The sequence below is a fragment of the Streptomyces sp. NPDC097981 genome (genome assembly GCF_040302565.1).
Taxonomy (GTDB): domain Bacteria; phylum Actinomycetota; class Actinomycetes; order Streptomycetales; family Streptomycetaceae; genus Streptomyces.
Map to the genome: position 1 here is coordinate 350,960 of NZ_JBEORW010000001.1, position 17,470 is coordinate 368,429.

Annotated in this window: 10 protein-coding genes; 6 read left to right on the forward strand and 4 right to left on the reverse strand. The window is 72.5% G+C overall.

Features of this window, described 5'->3' with window-relative positions; genetic code table 11:
• Positions 1-28 precede the first annotated feature (28 nt).
• Complete coding sequence (locus ABTY04_RS01495; RefSeq protein WP_352211258.1) at positions 29-1,288, reverse strand: PucR family transcriptional regulator; 1,260 nt, start codon at positions 1,286-1,288, stop codon at positions 29-31.
• Between the two features lie 531 nt (positions 1,289-1,819).
• Here ABTY04_RS01495 and ABTY04_RS01500 point away from each other — a divergent pair.
• The 5 genes from ABTY04_RS01500 to fusA all read left to right on the forward strand — a co-directional run bounded on the left by ABTY04_RS01500 (position 1,820) and on the right by fusA (position 8,578).
• A complete protein-coding gene (locus tag ABTY04_RS01500) occupies positions 1,820-2,890 on the forward strand; it encodes a hypothetical protein (RefSeq protein ID WP_352211259.1) in 1,071 nt (356 codons plus the stop codon).
• Complete coding sequence (locus ABTY04_RS01505) at positions 2,887-4,335, forward strand: NADH-ubiquinone oxidoreductase-F iron-sulfur binding region domain-containing protein (protein WP_352211260.1); 1,449 nt, start codon at positions 2,887-2,889, stop codon at positions 4,333-4,335. Before ABTY04_RS01500 ends, ABTY04_RS01505 begins: the two co-directional genes overlap by 4 nt.
• Before the next feature lie 154 nt (positions 4,336-4,489).
• Positions 4,490-5,479: an SCO0930 family lipoprotein gene (locus ABTY04_RS01510; RefSeq protein ID WP_352211301.1), complete on the forward strand. Its 990-nt coding sequence runs from the start codon at positions 4,490-4,492 to the stop codon at positions 5,477-5,479.
• Positions 5,480-5,542: 63 nt separating this feature from the next.
• Positions 5,543-6,082 (forward strand): hypothetical protein, encoded by a 540-nt coding sequence (locus ABTY04_RS01515; RefSeq protein WP_352211261.1) that lies wholly within the window; start codon positions 5,543-5,545, stop codon positions 6,080-6,082.
• Positions 6,083-6,505: 423 nt separating this feature from the next.
• Positions 6,506-8,578 carry an elongation factor G gene (gene fusA, locus ABTY04_RS01520; RefSeq protein ID WP_352211262.1) on the forward strand — a complete coding sequence of 691 codons (2,073 nt, stop codon included), beginning with the start codon at positions 6,506-6,508 and terminating at the stop codon, positions 8,576-8,578.
• A gap of 63 nt (positions 8,579-8,641) precedes the next feature.
• On the opposite strand, the gene ABTY04_RS01525 is transcribed toward fusA, so the two are convergent.
• Positions 8,642-11,107, reverse strand: a complete 2,466-nt coding sequence (locus ABTY04_RS01525; protein ID WP_352211263.1) for a SpoIIE family protein phosphatase — start codon at positions 11,105-11,107, stop codon at positions 8,642-8,644.
• 764 nt (positions 11,108-11,871) lie between these two features.
• Between ABTY04_RS01525 and ABTY04_RS01530 the strand changes: the two genes are divergently transcribed.
• The gene (locus ABTY04_RS01530) at positions 11,872-13,203 is read left to right on the forward strand and encodes a PP2C family protein-serine/threonine phosphatase (RefSeq protein WP_352211264.1); all 1,332 of its coding nucleotides are present in this window, start codon (positions 11,872-11,874) and stop codon (positions 13,201-13,203) included.
• A gap of 49 nt (positions 13,204-13,252) precedes the next feature.
• Here the strand turns inward: ABTY04_RS01530 and ABTY04_RS01535 are convergent, their stop codons facing one another.
• Together ABTY04_RS01535 and ABTY04_RS01540 are read right to left on the reverse strand one after the other, a co-directional pair.
• On the reverse strand, positions 13,253-14,398 hold the full coding sequence (locus ABTY04_RS01535) for an ABC transporter substrate-binding protein (protein WP_352211265.1): 1,146 nt from the start codon (positions 14,396-14,398) through the stop codon (positions 13,253-13,255).
• A 122-nt stretch (positions 14,399-14,520) separates the two neighbouring features.
• Positions 14,521-17,355: a SpoIIE family protein phosphatase gene (locus ABTY04_RS01540; RefSeq protein ID WP_352211266.1), complete on the reverse strand. Its 2,835-nt coding sequence runs from the start codon at positions 17,353-17,355 to the stop codon at positions 14,521-14,523.
• Positions 17,356-17,470: the final 115 nt, after the last annotated feature.

Consider the following 17,470-nt stretch of genomic DNA (forward strand, 5'->3'; position numbering starts at 1 on the left):
GTGGGGGTCTGAGGGCAGGGGCCGGGGGTTACAGGCCGTTGACGCGGGCCATGCGCCCGACGCCCAGCGGCCGGAAGTCGGTGGTGGCCACCCGCGCCTTGCGGCCCACCCGCGTGTTCTGGCGGCGTACCTGGGCCATCAGGCGGCGGCTGCGCAACGCCATTTCGAGCTCGAAGCGGGTACGGGGGTCCCGCAGTCCGGGGCCGAAGAGCTTTTCGAGCTGGCGCATGCGGTAGCGCACGGTCTGGGGGTGCACGCTCAGCGCCTTCGCGGCCTCGGGTGCGCCACCGCCTTCCAGCCAGGCGAGGAGGGTCACTTCGAGCCGTTCGCTCTGGCGCGGGGTCAGGTTCGCAAGCGGCCGCAGCCAGCGTGCGGCCAGTGCGTGCGCCAGGGGCTCGTCCTGGAGCAGGAGGAGGGTCGAGAGGTGGTCGTCGACGAAGAGGGCCCGACCCTCCAGGCCGGTGCGGTTGGGGGTCAGGGACAGCAGCCGCAGGGCCCACCGCAGGGAGGAGGCGGTGTCCCGGGGGGCCACGGGGTGGCCCACGGCGGCGAACCGGCCGCGCAACAGGGCCTCCAGAGAGGCGCGGGTCTCCGGGTCGGGGCTCGGGACCAGCAGGCAGGGCTGGCCGCCGACCATGCCGGGGAGTCCGTCGTCCAGGACGGCCGCGAGCTGCTGCGTCTCGCCCGGTGTGGCCAGGACGATGGCGCGTATCTCGGCCGGGAGCGGCCAGCCGGCCGCCGCGGCCAGTTCGGAGAGAGCGATTTCAGCCATGGGCATGTCACTCGTAAGGGCGGAGAACAGCTCTCGCCGGGCACGTTCGGAACGTGTCCCGAGGCCCTCGCGGGGGACGACCGTCAGGGGGGCCAACTGCCTTCGGCGGCGGGGGTCCCGGAGCCGGGGCGGCGGGTTGCGGTGCTCTGCATACTCCTCTTCCTCCTCGTCCTCGTAGGGATGGCCGAGTTCGGCCGCGTAGTCGTCCTCGTCCTCTTCCTCGTCGCCGCCCCGGACCGGGTCGGGGTCGGGGTCGGGGTCGGCGGCGGGATGCGGGACTGCGGGCCGGGCCTGCTTCTGCGGGGGTTCGCGGTACCCGAGGGCGGTGAGCAGGGCCACTTCGAGCCGCTGTCTGACCACCTCCTCGTCAAGGCCGTCGACGAGGGCGGAGAACCCGGGGAGCTCCTCCCTCAGCTCCTCCACCATCCCGGCGGTCAGCGCGGGGAGTTCCCTGCGCAGGGCGCGGGTCCATTCGCCTCGGGGACGGGCCCAGATTCGGTTCAGAAGTTCGCACATTGTTACCTCGTTCATGCCGGGGTACGGCCTGCCACATGGGAGGGTGACAGGCCTGCCGAGGAGGCCGTCCTCCCCGTCGGCGTCAGTGCGGACGGGGGAGTTGAGCACCTCGTACACCCTCCAGGAGAGTGCCATCCACTTGTGGTCCCGCGACTTTGCTTCTTCTTTGCCGTCGGGGAGGTGTGGTGGTGGAGAAAGCGTCTAGGGGGTGCCACCGCACCGTTGGAAGGGAATCTTCCGCGGACGTTTGGCGTGACGATGCCACGCGCGCAAGAACTTGTCACGATTAGATAAATACTGTGGAGGGATTGCGAACCTCCACGATGCTTCTGCACTCCGGCCCCCGCTCCCGGTCGGTGAGACCTGAGACCTCATCTCCCGCCCGCCGCGGAGCAGTTCCGTCGACTACCCCGGGCGCCGAGTGCGCGGTGGAGTGCCTCGGGCCTGGGCGTATGGGAGAACTAGATGCCCCTGTCCCAAACCCGTACGCCCCGTTCACACCGGGCCCGCAGCACCAGGCGCCATGCCGGCATGGCCGCTGCTGCTGCGGCCGGCCGGCGTGCTGTCCGCAGGCCGCCCCTGCTGTCCCCCGCCGGAGGCGTGCGTCCCGCCACTCTCATCGTCGTCGCCCTCGCGGCCGCGCTCTCCCTGGGCGTGGCGGCCGGAGTGGGCGCTTTCAGTCATTTCGCGGAGTTCCTCGACTTCGGGGCGGGCGTCCTCTCGCTCGTCTCCCTCACCTCCGCCGTCCTGTGGGGCCTCGCCGCCACGGACCGCAAGGTCCTGACCTCCGGGTACCGGCTCGTCGCCCAGGGCGCGCACCGCGGCCTCGCCGTCGCAGGGCTGGGCTTCCTCGCCCTGCACATCTGGATCAAGGTCACGGAGGCGCACACCAGTGCGTCCGCCGCGCTCCTGCCGTTCACCGACCGGGACAAGCCCGTTCTCGTGGGCCTGGGCACCATCGCCGGATACCTCTTCGTCTCCGTGGCGGTCTCCGGTGCGGTCCGCAGCGCCTTCGCCACCAAGGGACGCTCCCTGTGGTGGCGGGCCCTGCACGTGGGTGCCTACCCCGCGTGGGGCGCGTCCCTGGTGCACGGACTGAAGGCCGGCCGGGCCGCCAACACCTGGGTGACGGTGTCGTACGCGCTGTGCCTGGTCGGGGTCGCGGGCCTGCTGGCCATCCGCCTCCGGGCCAGGCTCCGGGCGCAGCCCGTCCGCCCGGTGGCCGCACAGTCGTCCACCGCCCAGACGAAGCCCCGTCCCAAGGACACGCAGCAGCGGTTCGTCCGGCAGCCCGCCGAGTGGGCCGCCGAACGGCTGACGGCGCGCCTGGCACGACAGTCGGACCGGCGCTCGGCCGGGCGGCAGCCCGATCCGGATCCCGCACCGGCGCAGACCGGGTCGGTGCCCTCGCCCCGGTCGCCCCTGTCGGCGACGGCCGAGGTCGCCCCGCCGTACGGCACGGCGCCGTACGGTGCGTCGTACGGCGCCCCGCCGTACGGCGCCGACCAGTACGACACGGTGGTCATCCCCAGCGGCATCGGGGTCGGACTCGGCAACGACCGGTCCGGTGGTCCGTTCGACGGGATGCGGGGACGTCAGTGACCTCGACCGTCGATCCCGCCCTCGGGTGCGTCGGCCAGCCCAGGCTGCTGGCAGGACTCGACGTGCTGCAGCGGCTCGATCGCGCCAACCACCTGGTGGTGCACGGCCCGCTGCCGCAGTACAACTCGGGCGATCTCGTGGAGCTCGCCGAGGGTATAGACCTGAAGGGCCGCGGGGGAGCGGGCTTTCCGTTCGCCCGCAAGCTCAAAGCCGTCATCCGCTCCGCCCGGACCAAAGAGGGGCGGAGCGCCGTCGTCGTGAACGGCACGGAGGGCGAGCCGAGTTGTCTCAAGGACGCCGCCATACTGCTGCACTCCCCGCACCTCGTGCTCGACGGCGCACTGCTGGCGGCCGACGCGATCGGCGCCGAGGAGGTGGCCATCGGAGTGACCCGGGACGACGTGGAGCAGTCGCTGCGGGCCGCCGTCGCCGAGCGCGGCGCGGCCGGCAGCCGCGTCCGCGTCGGCAGGCTCCCCGAGCGCTTCGTCAGCGGAGAGGGGACCTCCCTCGTGAACGGCCTCAACGGGGGGGCCGCCGTCCCGAACGGGCAGAAGGTCCGGACCAGCGAGCGGGGCCTGAGCGGCCTGCCGACCCTCCTCTCCAACACCGAGACGTACGCCCAGCTCGCCGTCGCGGCCCGGCTCGGCGTGACGGGATTCCGCTCGGTCGGCCTGCCGAACGAGCCGGGCACCGTCATGTTGACGATCAGCGGTTCGACGGTCGTCGAGGCGCCGCTCGGGACGTCCCTGGCGTACGTCCTGGAGCTGTGCGGCTCGTCCCCCGGCCAGGGCGTCCTGGTCGGCGGGTACCACGGCAAATGGCTGACGCCGGCGGCGGCGCGGACGGCACTGCTCTCCCGGGAGTCCCTGACCGCGTACAAGGCCACGCTGGGGGCGGGTGCGGTCCTGCCGCTGCCCGAGGACACCTGCCCGGCCGGCGAAGTGGCCCGCGTGATGCGCTGGATGGCGGACGAGACCGCCGGCCAGTGCGGCCCGTGCGTCAGGGGTCTGCCCTCGCTCGCCGACGCCGTGGAGGCCTTGGTCGCCGGGGGAGGCCGGTCCGCCCTGGAGGCGGTCGAGGCGCGGATGCGGGGGGTGCTGCGCCGCGGCGCGTGCAGCCATCCCGACGGCACCTCGGCCTTCATGGCCTCCGCGCTCGCCGTCTTCCCCGACGAGATGCGCGACCACGCCCTCGGCAGCGGCTGCGGGCGCCGTGTCCTCGGGGCACTGCCCCTGCCCGAGGACGAGAACCCCGAACGGCTCGTCGTGGACTGGACGCTGTGCAAGGGCCACGGGCTCTGCGTGGACGTGCTGCCCGACGTGGTGCGCCTCGACCCGGACGGCTACCCGGCCGAGGCCGTCATGTCGGTCCCCGGAAGGCTGCGGCCGAAGGCCCTCCGCGCGGTGCGGCGCTGTCCCGCGCTCGCGCTGCGCATTCAGGAATGAGCCCGCGGTAAACGGCCGCCGGTGGCAGGAGTTCAACCGTTAGCGTGATCTGATAAATTCCCGCTCATTCGAATTCGGCGAACCCGTCAGGCCTTATGAATAAGGCAGTAGACGAACCCCCCGGGTTCAACCCGAAGGAGTGATCGTGAACAAGATGCGTCGCATGACGAGTGTCGGATCGGTGGCCGCGGTTCTGCTGCTGGCGGCGGGATGCGGAAGCAGCGACAATGCCGCGCGCAATGCGAATTCCGTCCAGCCGGCGGGCGCCGGAAAGCCCATCGGGGGCGCGTACGACACGGGCTACGGAGCGGGCGCCGCCGGCTCCGGTTCGGGCTCGGACGTCGGATCGGGCTCCGGAAAGGCCGGGGCGTCGGCGGGGCAGCTGTCCGTGCGCGACATCGAGAGCGTGGGCAGCGTGGTCACGGACAGCGCCGGGATGGCCCTCTACCGTTTCGACAAGGACACGCCCCAGCCCCCCAAGTCGAACTGCGACGGGGACTGCGCCACGACGTGGCCGGCGGTCCCCGCGGACGACGCGTCGGCCGCCGCCGGCATAGACGCATCCCTCCTCGGCTCGGTCGCCCGGACCGACGGCAGCAAGCAGCTGACCCTCGGAGGCTGGCCGGTGTACCGCTACGCGAAGGACACCAAGGCGGGTGAGGCGAAGGGCGAGGGCGTCGGCGGTACCTGGCACGCACTGGCACCGGACGGCAAGAAGGCGGTCGACAAGAAACAGAAGGCGGATGGCAATGCCGGAATGGGAGGCATGGAAATGAAGGCGGGCACGGAACTCTCCGTGGCCGACAACGAGAAACTCGGAAAGATCCTGGTGGACGGCCAGTGGCGCACGCTCTACCGGTTCGACAAGGACAGTGCGTGGCCCATGAAGTTCGGCTGCCTCGGGGCCTGCCTGGACACCTGGAAGCCCGCCGCCGCCGTGGACAAGACAAAGGTCGAGGGAATTGCCGGGAAGCTGGTCGGATCGGTGAAGCGGCCCGACGGAAGCGAGCAATTGACGATCGACTGCTGGCCGGTCTACACGTTCACCGGAGACACCCAGCCCGGCCAGGCGAACGGTCACAACAAGCAGGGCCTGTGGTTCGCGGTCACCGCCGAGGGCAAGAAGGTCCCGCCGACGTCCTAGCCCGAGCCCGTGCACAGGGCCCGACCCCCGACCCCGCACCCGACCCCCGTGAGGCAGTCAGCCATGCCCCGTTCACCCCGTATCGCCGCCGCCGTGCTGCTCGCGACGCTGCTGTGCGGCGGCTGCGCTGCCCGGGTGGCGGCCGGTCCGCAAGGGCCCGCCCCGAGTCCCTCCGCCCCGGCCTCGTCCGCCCGTCCCGCCCCGCTCCAGCAGATCGCCGACGCCCTCGGCTGCACCCCCGAGATCACGGTCGACGCGGACGAGCTCCGGGAGGGCGCGTGCGGTGCGGGCCAGGAAGGCTTCCGGATGGCCACCTTCACCAGTGAGCAGGGCCGGCAGACCTGGCTGACGGAGGCCCAGATGTACGGCGGCACCTACCTGGTCGGACCGGACTGGGTCATCACAGCGGCATCCGCCGAGGCCCTGGCGCCCGCCCACACCCGTCTCGGCGGAACCATCCAGACCGTCGCCGGTCATGGTTCCTCCCCCCACGACCCGGCCCACGACGCCTCCCCTGACCCGGCCCACGACCCCACCCACGACGCCTCCCACGGCTCCCCCCACTCCGGCGGGCACGACTCCCCGAGTCCCGCCGCCTCCTGAGGGGGCGTCCGGCCCGGCCCGCGAACAATTGCGGTGCCGGGCCGCTGTCGTCTCACTACACTCGCTCTCGTGCCGCCACGGGGACGTGGTGCGCACGTCATCTAGCGAGCCGGGCGAGTCGAGAGCGACTCGTGTGAATCCAGTGAGGGGAGCCAGGCCATGTGTCACCGCATCGCCGTCTTCGTTCCCCGGTCCCGGTACGACGTGATCCCGGTGTCTACGTCTTCCCGATGACGGCTGCGCGGCCGCCATCGGATGTCCGCGACGAAACCACGGCCCTCGGTCCGGCAGGCGAGCCGGCCGCGCCCGCCCGGGTGTGACCCGGGCGGGTCCCGGCCCCGTGACCGACCTGCCCTCCCCGAGCCCCGCATCGTCCGGAAATCGCGCTGCCCTCTTCTCGACCTTCCAGAAAGACCTCGGGCCATGCGCACCCACCTGCACACCTCGACCACCGTCCGCAATCTCGGCATCCTCGCGCACGTCGACGCCGGGAAGACGACCGTCACGGAGCGGATCCTCTACACCACCGGGACCACCCACAAACGGGGCGAGGTCCACAACGGCACGACCGTCACCGACTACGACCCCCAGGAGCGCGACCGCGGCATCACGATCTTCGCCGCAGCCGTCAGCTGCACCTGGGACGGCCACCGCGTCAACCTGATCGACACACCGGGACACGTCGACTTCTCCGACGAGGTGGAGCGCTCCCTGCGCGTACTCGACGGGGCGGTCGCGGTGTTCGACGCCGTCGCGGGCGTCGAACCGCAGAGCGAGACGGTATGGCGGCAGGCCGACCGCCACGGCGTGCCGCGCATCGTGTTCGTCAACAAGATGGACCGCGTCGGCGCCGATCTCGACCGGGCGGTCGCGTCCGTACAGGAGCGGCTCCACGTGGTCCCGCTGCTCGTCCAGCTGCCCATCGGGCAGGAGGACGGCTTCCGCGGGACGGTGGACCTCGTCCACATGCGGGCGCTCGTCTGGGACGCCGGGCAGGACTCGTACGAGGCGGGTGCCGTACCCGATGCCCTGTACGAGGAAGCGCGCAGCCGCCGCCGGCTGCTGGAGGAGCGGGTGGCGGAACTCCACCCGGCCGCCCTGGAGGAGTACTGCGCCACGTCGGCGCTCTCCGCCTCCACGCTGACCGCCGCGCTGCGCGACCTGACGCGGAGCGGCGAAGGGGTCGTCGTGCTGTGCGGCTCGGCCTACCGCAACCGCGGGATCGAGCCGCTGCTGGACGCCGTCGTGTCCTACCTCCCCTCGCCGGCCGACATGCAGCCGGTACGGGGAACACACGGCGCGGCGGTGGAGGAACGGGCCGCCGACCCGTCGGCGCCCTTCGCCGGGCTGGCCTTCAAGGTGAGCGCGACGGCGACCGGACGGCTGACCTGCCTGCGTGTGTACTCGGGAACGCTGAGGAAGGGGGAGACCGTGCTGGACGCGGGCACCGGCCGGACCGAGCGGATCGGACGGATCCTGCGCGTCCAGGCCGACCGCCACGCCGAAGTGGACCGGGCCGAGGCCGGGGACATCGTCGCCGTGGTCGGACTCAAGGGCACCCGCGCCGGGTCCACGCTGTGCGCACCGGACGCCCCGCTCGTCCTCGAACCGCCCAAGGCCGCCGCACCGGTGGTGTCCGTGGCGGTCGAGGCGGGCAGCAGCACCGAGGCCGGCCGGCTGTCCTCGGCGCTGGCCGCACTGGTCGAGGAGGACCCGTCGCTCGTGGTCCGGACGGATCCGGAGACGGGCCAGACGGTCCTGTCGGGGATGGGCGAGCTGCACCTGGAGGTCGCGGTGGAGAAGATCCGCCGCAGCCACGGACTGCACGTCACCGTGGGCCGCCCGCGGGTGGCCTACCGGGAGACCGTTGCGCGCGGGGTGTCGGGGCTGGTGTACCGGCACGTCAAGCAGGACGGCGGCGCCGGTCAGTTCGCCCATGTGGTCCTCGACGTCGAGCCCCTCGACGGGGCCGCGGGCGGCGACGACGCGTTCGACTTCCGGTCGGCCGTCGTCGGCGGGCGGGTGCCGCAGGAGTACGTCCGCGCGGTGGAGTCGGGCTGCCGGGACGCGCTCGCCGAGGGCCCCCTCGGCGGGCATCCGGTGACCGGGCTGCGGGTGACCCTGACCGACGGGGCCACGCATCCCAAGGACTCCTCGGAGATGGCGTTCCGGGCGGCGGGCAGGTTCGCGCTCCGCGAGGCCCTGCGCGCCGCCGCGATGGAGCTGCTGGAACCGGTGGTCGAGGTCGTGGTGACCGTACCCGACGACTCCGTCGGCGGGGTGCTGGGCGACCTGGCCGCGCGGCGCGGCCGGGTCTCGGGCTCGGCCGCGAGGACGGGGACCACGGCGGTCACCGCCACCGTGCCGCTGGCCGAACTCTTCGGCTACGCGTCCCGGCTGCGCAGCCGCAGCCAGGGCCGGGGCACGTTCACCACCCGGCCCACGGGCTACGCCCCCGTACCGGTGGCGGCGTACCAGCGGGCTCTGGCGGACTAGTCGGTCCGGTCACGCAGGCCCGTGCCCCCGGCCGCCACGGCGGCCGGGGGCACGGGCGCGGGTTCAGCCGGAAGGGGCGCCGGCAGCGGCGTCCGCCGCCTCCAGGAACCCCTCGGGGAAGGGCTGTCCGGCCCAGATGGTCTTGCCCCGGGCGTGGTAGCGGGTACCCCAGAGCTGCGCGAGCTGAGCCACCATGAACAGCCCCCGCCCTCCCTCGTCGGTCTCCTCCGCGCGCCGCACGTGCGGGGAGGTGCTGCTGCCGTCCGAGACCTCGCAGATCAGCTCGCGGTCGCGGATCAGCCGCAGCTGGATCGGCGGACTGCCGTAGTGGATCGCGTTGGTGACCAGCTCGCTGACCACCAGCTCCGTGGTGAACCCCAGCTCCTCCAGGCCCCACACGGCCAGCTGCCGCGTCGCGAGGGTCCGGGCGCGGCCCACGACCGCGGGCTCGGCCGGCAGGTCCCATGTGACGTGGTGCTCCGCCACCAGCTCGTGCAGGCGCACCATCAGCACCGCCACGTCGTTCTGCGGAAGCACCGGCAGCAGCCGGCCGATCACCGCGTCGCAGGCCTCGTCCAGCCCGGTGCCGTGGCGCCCGGGGCCGGTCGCCGGGGCGGGCGCGATGTCCGACAGCGCCTCCGGGAGCCGTTCGAGGCCGAGGTCGACGTCCCGGTCCGGCGCCGCGACCAGGCCGTGGGTGTACAGGACCAGTACGTCCCCGTCGTTCAGCGTCATCTCGGCGCTCTCGAACGGCGACCCGCCGAAGCCGAGCGGCGGCCCGGCGGGCAGGGCGACGATCGCGGGCTCCCCGGCCACCGGGGCGAGCACCGGCGGCGGATGGCCCGCGCAGGCCACGGCGCACTGCCGCGAGATCGGATCGAAGACGGCGTACACGCAGGTCGTCCCGACCGCCCCGCCGGGGTGCGCCCCGCTGCCGTCGCCTTGCCCGTGCTCGTCCACGAACCGGTGGATCTGGTCGTCCATGTACGAGAGCAGCTCGTCGGGCGAGAGATCGAGGTCCGCGAGGGTCCGCATCGCGGTCCGCAGCCGGCCCATCGTCACCGCCGCGTTCAAGCCGTGCCCCTGCGCGTCGCCGACCACCAGGGCCACCCGTGCCCCCGAGAGCGGGATCACGTCGTACCAGGCCCCGCCCAGCTCCGCCTGACCGTGGGCCGGAAGGTAGCGGGTCACCGCCTCCAGCGCGCCGAGCACGGGAAGCCGCTGGGGCAGCAGGCTGCGCCGCAGGGCCAGGGCCGCCGTCCGCTCCCGCGAGTAGCGGCTCGCGTTGTCGATGCACACCGCCGCGCGCGCCGCGAGCTCCTCGGCCAGCAGGACGTCGTCCGGCTCGAACCCCTGGGCGCGCGCATGGCGTGCGAACACCGCGGCGCCCAGCACCGCCCCGCGGGCGGACATCGGCACCAGCAGCCACGAATGGACTCCGTACGCACGCACCAGCTCGGCCTGCCGGGGGGCGACCGGAGCGACCTCCGCGATCAGCTCCTCGCCCGTCAGCAGCAGCGGTTCGCCGCCGGCCATGGCACGGGTGAACAGGGAGCCGGGACCCGAGGTGAAAGGGTCGGCCTCGCCCGTCGCGACCGCCGGGCCGCCGGGCATCGGGGAACTCGCCGCGCGCAGCAGTGCCACGGCCTCGCTCACGGCGTCGGCCACCGGCTCCTCGCCGCCGAAGAGAGGGGCGACCAGGTTGACGTAGGCGTGGTCGGCGAACTCCGGGACGGCCACGTCGACGAGCTCCTGCGCGGTCTGCAGGACGTCCAGCGTGGTGCCGATGCGCGTGGTCGCGTCGTTGACCAGCGCCAACCGTTCGCGGGCCCGCACCCGTTCGGTCACATCGGTCACGGCGTGCGCCAGCGCGATCAGATCGCCGGAGCTGCTCCGCAGCGGAAGGATGGTCTCCGACCAGACGTGGTGCCGGTCGGGATCACCGCGAACGAGGCCGTGCACCTCGGTCTGGACCATGGCCTCGCCGGTCTCCAGGACACGGCGTTGCCGCGCTTCGAGGGCCGCCATGTCCAGCAGATCGGGCGGTGCCACCTCGGACATCGTGCGCCCGACGAACTCCTCGTTCGAGAAGCCCGCGCCGCGCAGCAGGGCGTCGTTCTGCGCGATGAAGCGCAGTTGCGTGTCGAAGACGTCGATGAGGAAAGGGGACTCGGTGAACAGCCCCCTGATCAGGGCCTCGCCGAGTTCGCGCCGGCGCGTGGCGTCGGTGTCCGTCGCCTGGATCAGCCACTGCCGCTCACCGGTCGTGCTCACCATGGGACGCGCGTGGAGCGCCACCTCGACCCCGTGCCCGTTCCGGTGCCGCAGGACCGCCTGACCGAGCTCCGAGCGCGCGACCAGCAGATCCGCCCCGCGCCGCCCGTGCACCTCCCGGGCCGTGTAACCGAGCAGCCGCTCCGCCCCCGGGCCCCAGCCGATCACCACGCCGCGCGCGTCCAGGAGGGCGTAGGTCTCGTCGCCCGGTTCCGCAAGCACGCCGGAGGCATCGTGGAACACCGGGTCGTGCATCGCTGAGCCCCACTTCCGGATCTGCGGACCGGCTCTCTCCGTACGGGTGCAATTATCGCTCTGCGTCACTGCTTGTGCAGCGTGGGTCGAGCCGCACCGGGGCCGCGCCCCTTCCGGGCCGAGCGGACCGGCCCGGGCCGGGCGACGGGGCGGCTGCCTGGGCCGGGCCCGCCCCTGCACGGCGCAGAGGCGGGGGTACGCGCGAGAAACCGCCCTCGACCTGCACGGCAGGCGGGGAGCTGATGCCCGGGAGCCCTCCGGCGCTGCGCACCCTGTCCTCGTGGCCGCGCCGGCTCAGCGCGGGGTTTTGGCGGCCTGTACCTGGACGGGGCAGCTGTGCCGCCCGGTGCGCGGGGGCCGACCACTCCTACCCCACCCGTGGGGACATCCGCACCGCCCACAAGCAGGGTCTGCGCCTGGTCACACCCGCCGACTTCCTCGCCGCCCTACGAGGCACCGGCGCCGGCTGTCCGAGCGGCACCACCCGCTGACCTTCGTCGACCGCGTACAGGCCGTCGCCGGACCGGGGCCCGGGAACGGTCGCGGGTGATCCGATTCCTTCACCGGCTCGGACGCGACATGCCACGCACGGACCAATGGGCGGGTCGAGCAGACAGTCGTGTGACGCTGTGGTCCTGTCGATCGCTGTTCGTGTCAGGGGGCCGAGTGCACTGCTCGCGCAGGTGGTCCCATGAGCGGATTCGCCGCCACCGCCAGGCGGATCCTGTGGCGTCGCCGCGGACGCGGGTTGCCGGGCGGCGGTGATGGCGGAGCAGTCCAAGCGCCCGTGGCCATGGCGCGGCCGTGGGCTGAACCACCGCCTGGAAGCCGAGCTGGAGCGGATCGACGAGCAGCTGCGGCAATCGGCCAGAGCCAAGGACCAGCTGCAGGGCCTGCTGGATGCGGTGCTGGCCATCACCCAGGAGTTGGAACTTTCCGAGGTGCTGCACCGTATTGTCACCACTGCCATGGGTCTGGTGGGCGCTCGATACGGAGCGCTGGGCGTGCTGCACGAATCAGGTGAGCACCTCGACCAGTTCATCACCGCCGGGTTGTCCGAGTCCGAGCGGTCCGACCTGGCCGGGATCGACTTTCCGCGTGGCCGCGGCGTGCTGGGACACCTCATTCACCACCCCGAACCCATGCGGGTCGAGGACATCCCTTCCCACCCTTCCTCTGTGGGCTTCCCTCCCGGCCACCCGCACATGCGCACCCTCCTCGGGGCCGCTGTCAGGGTCCGCGGCACGATCTACGGCGATCTCTACCTGTCCGAGCGGCGCGACGGCCGGCCTTTCGACCGTGCCGACGAGGAGATCGTCGTCGCACTGGCCGGCGTGGTCGGCATCGCGATCGAGAACGCCCGCCTGTTCGGACAGATCCGCGCCGGCGCCGAGCACTTCCAACGCCTCCTCCTGCCGACCCTGCCCGACCTGCACCCCTTCGCCTCCGCCGCCATCTACAGGCCGGCCTCCGAACCCGACCACATCGGCGGAGACTGGTACGACGCCATCATGCTGCCCGACGGCGTCTGCACCGCCGTCATCGGCGACGTCGTCGGCCACGACCTGCGGGCGGCAGCCTCCATGGCCCAGACGCGCAGCATGCTGCGCGCCCTGCTCTACGACCGCCGCACCCCGCCGAGCGGGGTCCTCACGCAACTCGACCGCACCCTGGAGGCCACCACCGACAACCCCGTCACCACTGCCTGCCTGGCCCGCATCCAATACGAGGGACCGGGCTGGAGGATGCAGTGGAGCACAGCAGGCCATCTGCCCCCACTGCTGCTCACCTCCGACGGGCGCGCGGAGTACCTGCAGGCGGAGCCCGGCGTGCCGCTCGGGGTGAGCACCGAACAGCACCGCCCGGACCACTTCTGCTCCGTGCCTGCGGGGGCCACCGTGGTGTTCTTCACCGACGGACTCGTCGAGCACCGCGCCCGGCCGGTCGACGAATGTCTGGACGCGCTCGCCGAACTCGCCACGGCTCACGCGGCGTTGCCGCTGCAGGACTTCGTCCGGGCACTGGCCGATCGCCACCCCAGCGACGGCCACGACGACATGGCGATCCTTGCCCTGCGCGCCCCCGGCGACGGCTGACCCCGACGTTGCGCCGGCGATGCGGCACGGCGAGCCCGGCGCCGGGCCCTCATCCCGAGACGGCCTCGGCCCAGTTGCGGTTGACGGTCTCTCTCGCCTTCTCCCGCTGCGCCTCCGTCGGAAACGTCGGCGTGCCCTCGACCGTCGGCAGATTCTCCGCCGCAGCCTTGTCGAGGGTGCCGTCCTCCGCCATGGCGTTCATGAGGACGGGGCGTGCATAGGCGCCGAGGCGGATGTTCTGTCCTTCCGGGCTGAAGACGTACTCCTGCCACAGACGTGCCGCCGCGGGGTGCGGGGCGTCCTTGTTCACCCCGTTGGCGTAGTACTCGGCGAAGCTGCCGTCGAAGGGGATCGCGGTCCGCCAGTCGACGTCCGCGCCCTTCTTCCGGAATTCGTCGGCGTATCCGAGGTTGAGGAAATCCCAGTCGATGCTGATCGGGGTCTGGCCCTTCTCGATCGTGGCCGAGGTGGATTCGACCGGGATGAAGTTGCCGTTCTTGCTGAGCTCGGCGAAGAAGTCGATGCCGGGCTGGATGTCGTCGAAGGAACCCCCGTTCGCCAGGGCCGCCGCGTACACGCCGGCGAAGGCGGAGTTGGACTTCCTCGGGTCGCCGTCGAGCGCGACCTTGCCCTTGTACTCGGGCTTGCGCAGATCGGCGAAGGTCGCGGGGCAGGTCTTGACGCGCTTGGCGTCACAGCCGATCGAGATGTAGCCGCCGTAATTGTTGTACCAGCGGGCGTGTGGGTCCTTCTGTTCCTCGGGGATGCCGTCCCACGCCGCGACCTTGTACGGCGCGAGCAGGCCCTGCTTGGCCGCGGAGTGGGCGAAGGAGCCCCCCACGTCGATCACGTCGGGGGCACGGCCCTCGCCCCTGTGCTCCTTCAAGGCGTTGATCTCGTCCTGGCTGGTACCCTCCGGATTTTCCACCGCGACCTTGATCCCGTACTTCTTCTCGAAGCCGTCGATCAGTGCGCCGTAGTTGGCCCAGTCGCTCGGGAGCGCGATCGTGTTGAGCGAGCCCTCCTTCTTCGCCGCTGCGGTCAGCGCCGCCATGCCGCCGGCGTCCGCGGCGGAGGTGGCCACCGCGGGTGCTCTGGGCGCGGTGGTGGGCTTGCCCCCGCAGGCGCCGAGGGCCGCCGCCGCGAGGGCCAGGCAGACGGCGACGGCGGCTGTCCGGAGACGAGGTGCGGGCACAAAGGCTCCATGGCGGGCGGTCGCGTACCGGTCGGGACCAGCGTACGTTCGATGGCCTCGGCGGCGCAGTCCGAGCCCGCGGTGTCCGCTGCCGTTCCCGCGGCTGCCGTACCGGTGCGTTCTCAGAGCGGCTCGTCGTCCCACCCGGCCAGGAGTGCCTCCCCCGGAACCGTCACAGGCGGCGCCTCCCCGCCATGGAGGGTCTGCTCGCTCCAAATGATCTTGCCGCGAGCGGTGTAGCGGGTGCCCCAGCGCTGGGCGAACTGCGCGACGAGGAACAGGCCGCGGCCGCCCTCGTCGGTGTCCGCGGCCTGGCGCAGGTGCGGGGAGGTGCTGGACCCGTCGGAGACCTCGCAGATCAGGCTGCGGTCGTACAGCAGCCTCACCCGGATGGGCTCGGTTCCGTAGCGGATGGCGTTGGTGATCAGTTCGCTGAGGATGAGTTCCGTGGTGAAGGCGATGTCCTCAAGGCCCCAGTCCGCCAGTCGGCGGGCGCAGGCGCTGCGCACTCGGGACACGGCCGCAGGGTCGGGGGGCACGTCCCACTCGGCGATCCGTGCGGGGTCCAGTCGGCGGGTGCGGGCCACCAGCAGCGCGACGTCGTCGCTGGGCCTGGTGGGCAGCACCGCGTCGATCACCGCGGTGCAGGTTTCCTCCGGGGTGCGGGCGGGCCCGGCAAGGGCGGCGCGCAGCGCTGCCAGGCCCGCGTCCGGATCGCGGTCGCGGCTCTCGATCAGCCCGTCGGTGAAGAGCGCCAGCAGGGAGCCCTCGGGCAGGGCCAGCTCCGCGGTCTCCATGGGCAGACCCGCGCCCAGCCCGAGCGGTGGGGAGACCGGCACCTCGGGGAAGGACACGGTGCCGTCGGGGCGGACCAGAGCAGGGCCCGGATGCCCGGCGGTGGCGGCCGTCACCTGCCCCGAGACGGGATCGTAGACGGCACACAGGCAGGTGGCTCCGGTGATTCCCGGCCACTCCTGCTCGTCGGTGTCGATGTGGGCGACCAGCTCGTCCAGGTGGCTCAGAAGCTCGTCCGGAGGCAGGTCGAGGGTGGAGAAGTTGTACACGGCGGTGCGCAGGCGGCCCATGGTGGCGGCGGCGTGCAGACCGTGGCCGACGACGTCGCCGACCACCAGCGCCACCCGGGCGCCGGGCAGCGGGATGACGTCGAACCAGTCGCCGCCCACACCGGCCTGGGCGGCCAGATAGCGGTGCGCGACCTCGACGGCGGACTGCTCCGGTACGCCCCGGGGCAGCAGACTGCGCTGCAGGGTGTCGGCCACGGTGTGCTCGCGGGTGTAACGGCGGGCATTGTCGACGGACAGTGCCGCCCGAGCGGTCAGCTCCTCGGCGAAGGTCACGTCCTCCTCGTCGAACGGCGGGGAGTCCTGCCCCCGCCAGTAGCCGGCCATCCCCAGCACGACGCCCCGGGCCCGCAGGGGCACGGCGATCAGGGAGTGGATGCCGCGGTCCAGGATCTTCAGGGCGTTGGCCGGGTCCTGGGCCCGCCAAGGCTGCGCGGTGCGCAGGTCCGCCTCCAGGACCGCATGGCCGCCCGCCAGCCCGGCGGCCATGGGGCTGGTGGGAACGAACCGGATCAGTTTGCCGACGGGGTAGAGCGGGTGGTCGCCCTGAAGGCCGACGGCGGCGGCGCGGCGCATCTCGGTGTTCAGTTCGGGCGGCTCCTCGCCGCGCAGTACCGGGTCCAGCAGGTCGACCGTGACCACGTCGGCGAACCGCGGGACCGCCACCTCCGCCAGTTCCTCCGCAGTGCGCTCGACGTCCAGTGTCGTTCCCACCTGCACCCCGGCGTCGTAGAGCAGCTTCAGGCGCTCGCGGGCCACCTCTGCCCTGCCGGACAGCGCCCGCAGCTCGGTGGTGTCGCGCAGCGTGACGACGGTACCGGCGGACCCGTAAGGGGCGGTGGGCCGGATGTTCACCGCCAGTAGCCGATCGGCTGCCATGTGCACCTCGTCGGTCGCAGAACGGCCCGATGCGATCGGCTCGGCGATCCCCTCCTCCAGTCCCAGGTCCGTGACGGGGCGCCCTTCCGCGTCCACCGGCAGATCCAGCAGCCGGCGCGCCTCGTCGTTGGCCAGCAGCAGTCGTCCGCCGTCGCCGACGATCAGCACGCCCTCCCGGACCGCGTGCAGCACCGCGTCGTGGTGCTTGTACATCCTTGTCATCTCGGCCGGTCCCAGGCCATGGGTCCGGCGCAGCAGCCGGCGGCTCACCAGAGCGGTGCCGCCCGCGGACAGGGCGAGCACCGCGGCTGCGCTGCCGAGGACGACCGGCAGCTGCCCGTTCACCATGCTCTGGACGTTCTGGACCGTGACCGGGGAGGAGACGACGGCGATGACGTTGCCGTCGGCGTCCTTGACGGGGACCACCGAGACCACGGACTGCCCCAGGGACCCGGCGAACGTCTCGGTGAAGGACTTGCCGGCCGCTGCCTTGGCGAAGGGGCCGACGACGCGCTTGCCGATCTGCCGCGGGTCGCTGTGGGCGAGGGTGACCCCGTCGAGCGTGTACACGTTGATGCCGTCGACCCCGGAGATCTTCCGGGCTGCCTGGGCGCTCGGCTGGAGCACCGCGCTGGGGTGGGCGCTGCGCAGGGCGGCGACGATCCCCGGAGACTCCGCGAACGTTCCGGCGGCGGCGAGGGTGCGGTGCCGTGCGTCCAGCATGGCGGAGCTCCGGGCCTGCACCACGAGGGCCGCGACCGCGGCGGCGACGAGAAGGACCACGACGGCCAGCTGGAGGAGGAACACCTCGCCGGCCACGCTGCGGGCGCTCAGGAGGGCGGAGAGACGCTGCGGCCGCCGCGCCCCCGTCCTGGGGGGCGGGGCGTGCTCCTGGCGCTCCCGGTGGTGTCCTGAGCGGGAAGGCCAAGGGGGAGCGGAGGGACTCGTGGCCGAGCCGAGCAGCCAGCGCCGGAGGTCTCCCAGGTAGTTGCTCATAATCCATCTTCTAACCTCTGCGGGCCGTCGGCAGCGGGCAGCGACGGTCCGCAGATGCAGCGCGAAGCCTGACGGACCTGCGGACGGCCGACCGGGACGTGCAGACCGTTGCAGC

Excerpts from the sequence above, each read along its gene's own strand:
- ABTY04_RS01540 (WP_352211266.1), bottom strand. The coding sequence starts at position 17,355 with ATGAGCAACTACCTGGGAGACCTCCGGCGCTGGCTGCTCGGCTCGGCC.
- ABTY04_RS01525 (WP_352211263.1), bottom strand. The coding sequence starts at position 11,107 with ATGCACGACCCGGTGTTCCACGATGCCTCCGGCGTGCTTGCGGAACCG.
- ABTY04_RS01515 (WP_352211261.1), top strand. The coding sequence starts at position 5,543 with ATGCCCCGTTCACCCCGTATCGCCGCCGCCGTGCTGCTCGCGACGCTG.
- ABTY04_RS01500 (WP_352211259.1), top strand. The coding sequence starts at position 1,820 with ATGGCCGCTGCTGCTGCGGCCGGCCGGCGTGCTGTCCGCAGGCCGCCC.
- ABTY04_RS01530 (WP_352211264.1), top strand. The coding sequence starts at position 11,872 with ATGGCGGAGCAGTCCAAGCGCCCGTGGCCATGGCGCGGCCGTGGGCTG.
- ABTY04_RS01495 (WP_352211258.1), bottom strand. The coding sequence starts at position 1,288 with ATGTGCGAACTTCTGAACCGAATCTGGGCCCGTCCCCGAGGCGAATGG.
- fusA (WP_352211262.1), top strand. The coding sequence starts at position 6,506 with ATGCGCACCCACCTGCACACCTCGACCACCGTCCGCAATCTCGGCATC.
- ABTY04_RS01510 (WP_352211301.1), top strand. The coding sequence starts at position 4,490 with ATGCGTCGCATGACGAGTGTCGGATCGGTGGCCGCGGTTCTGCTGCTG.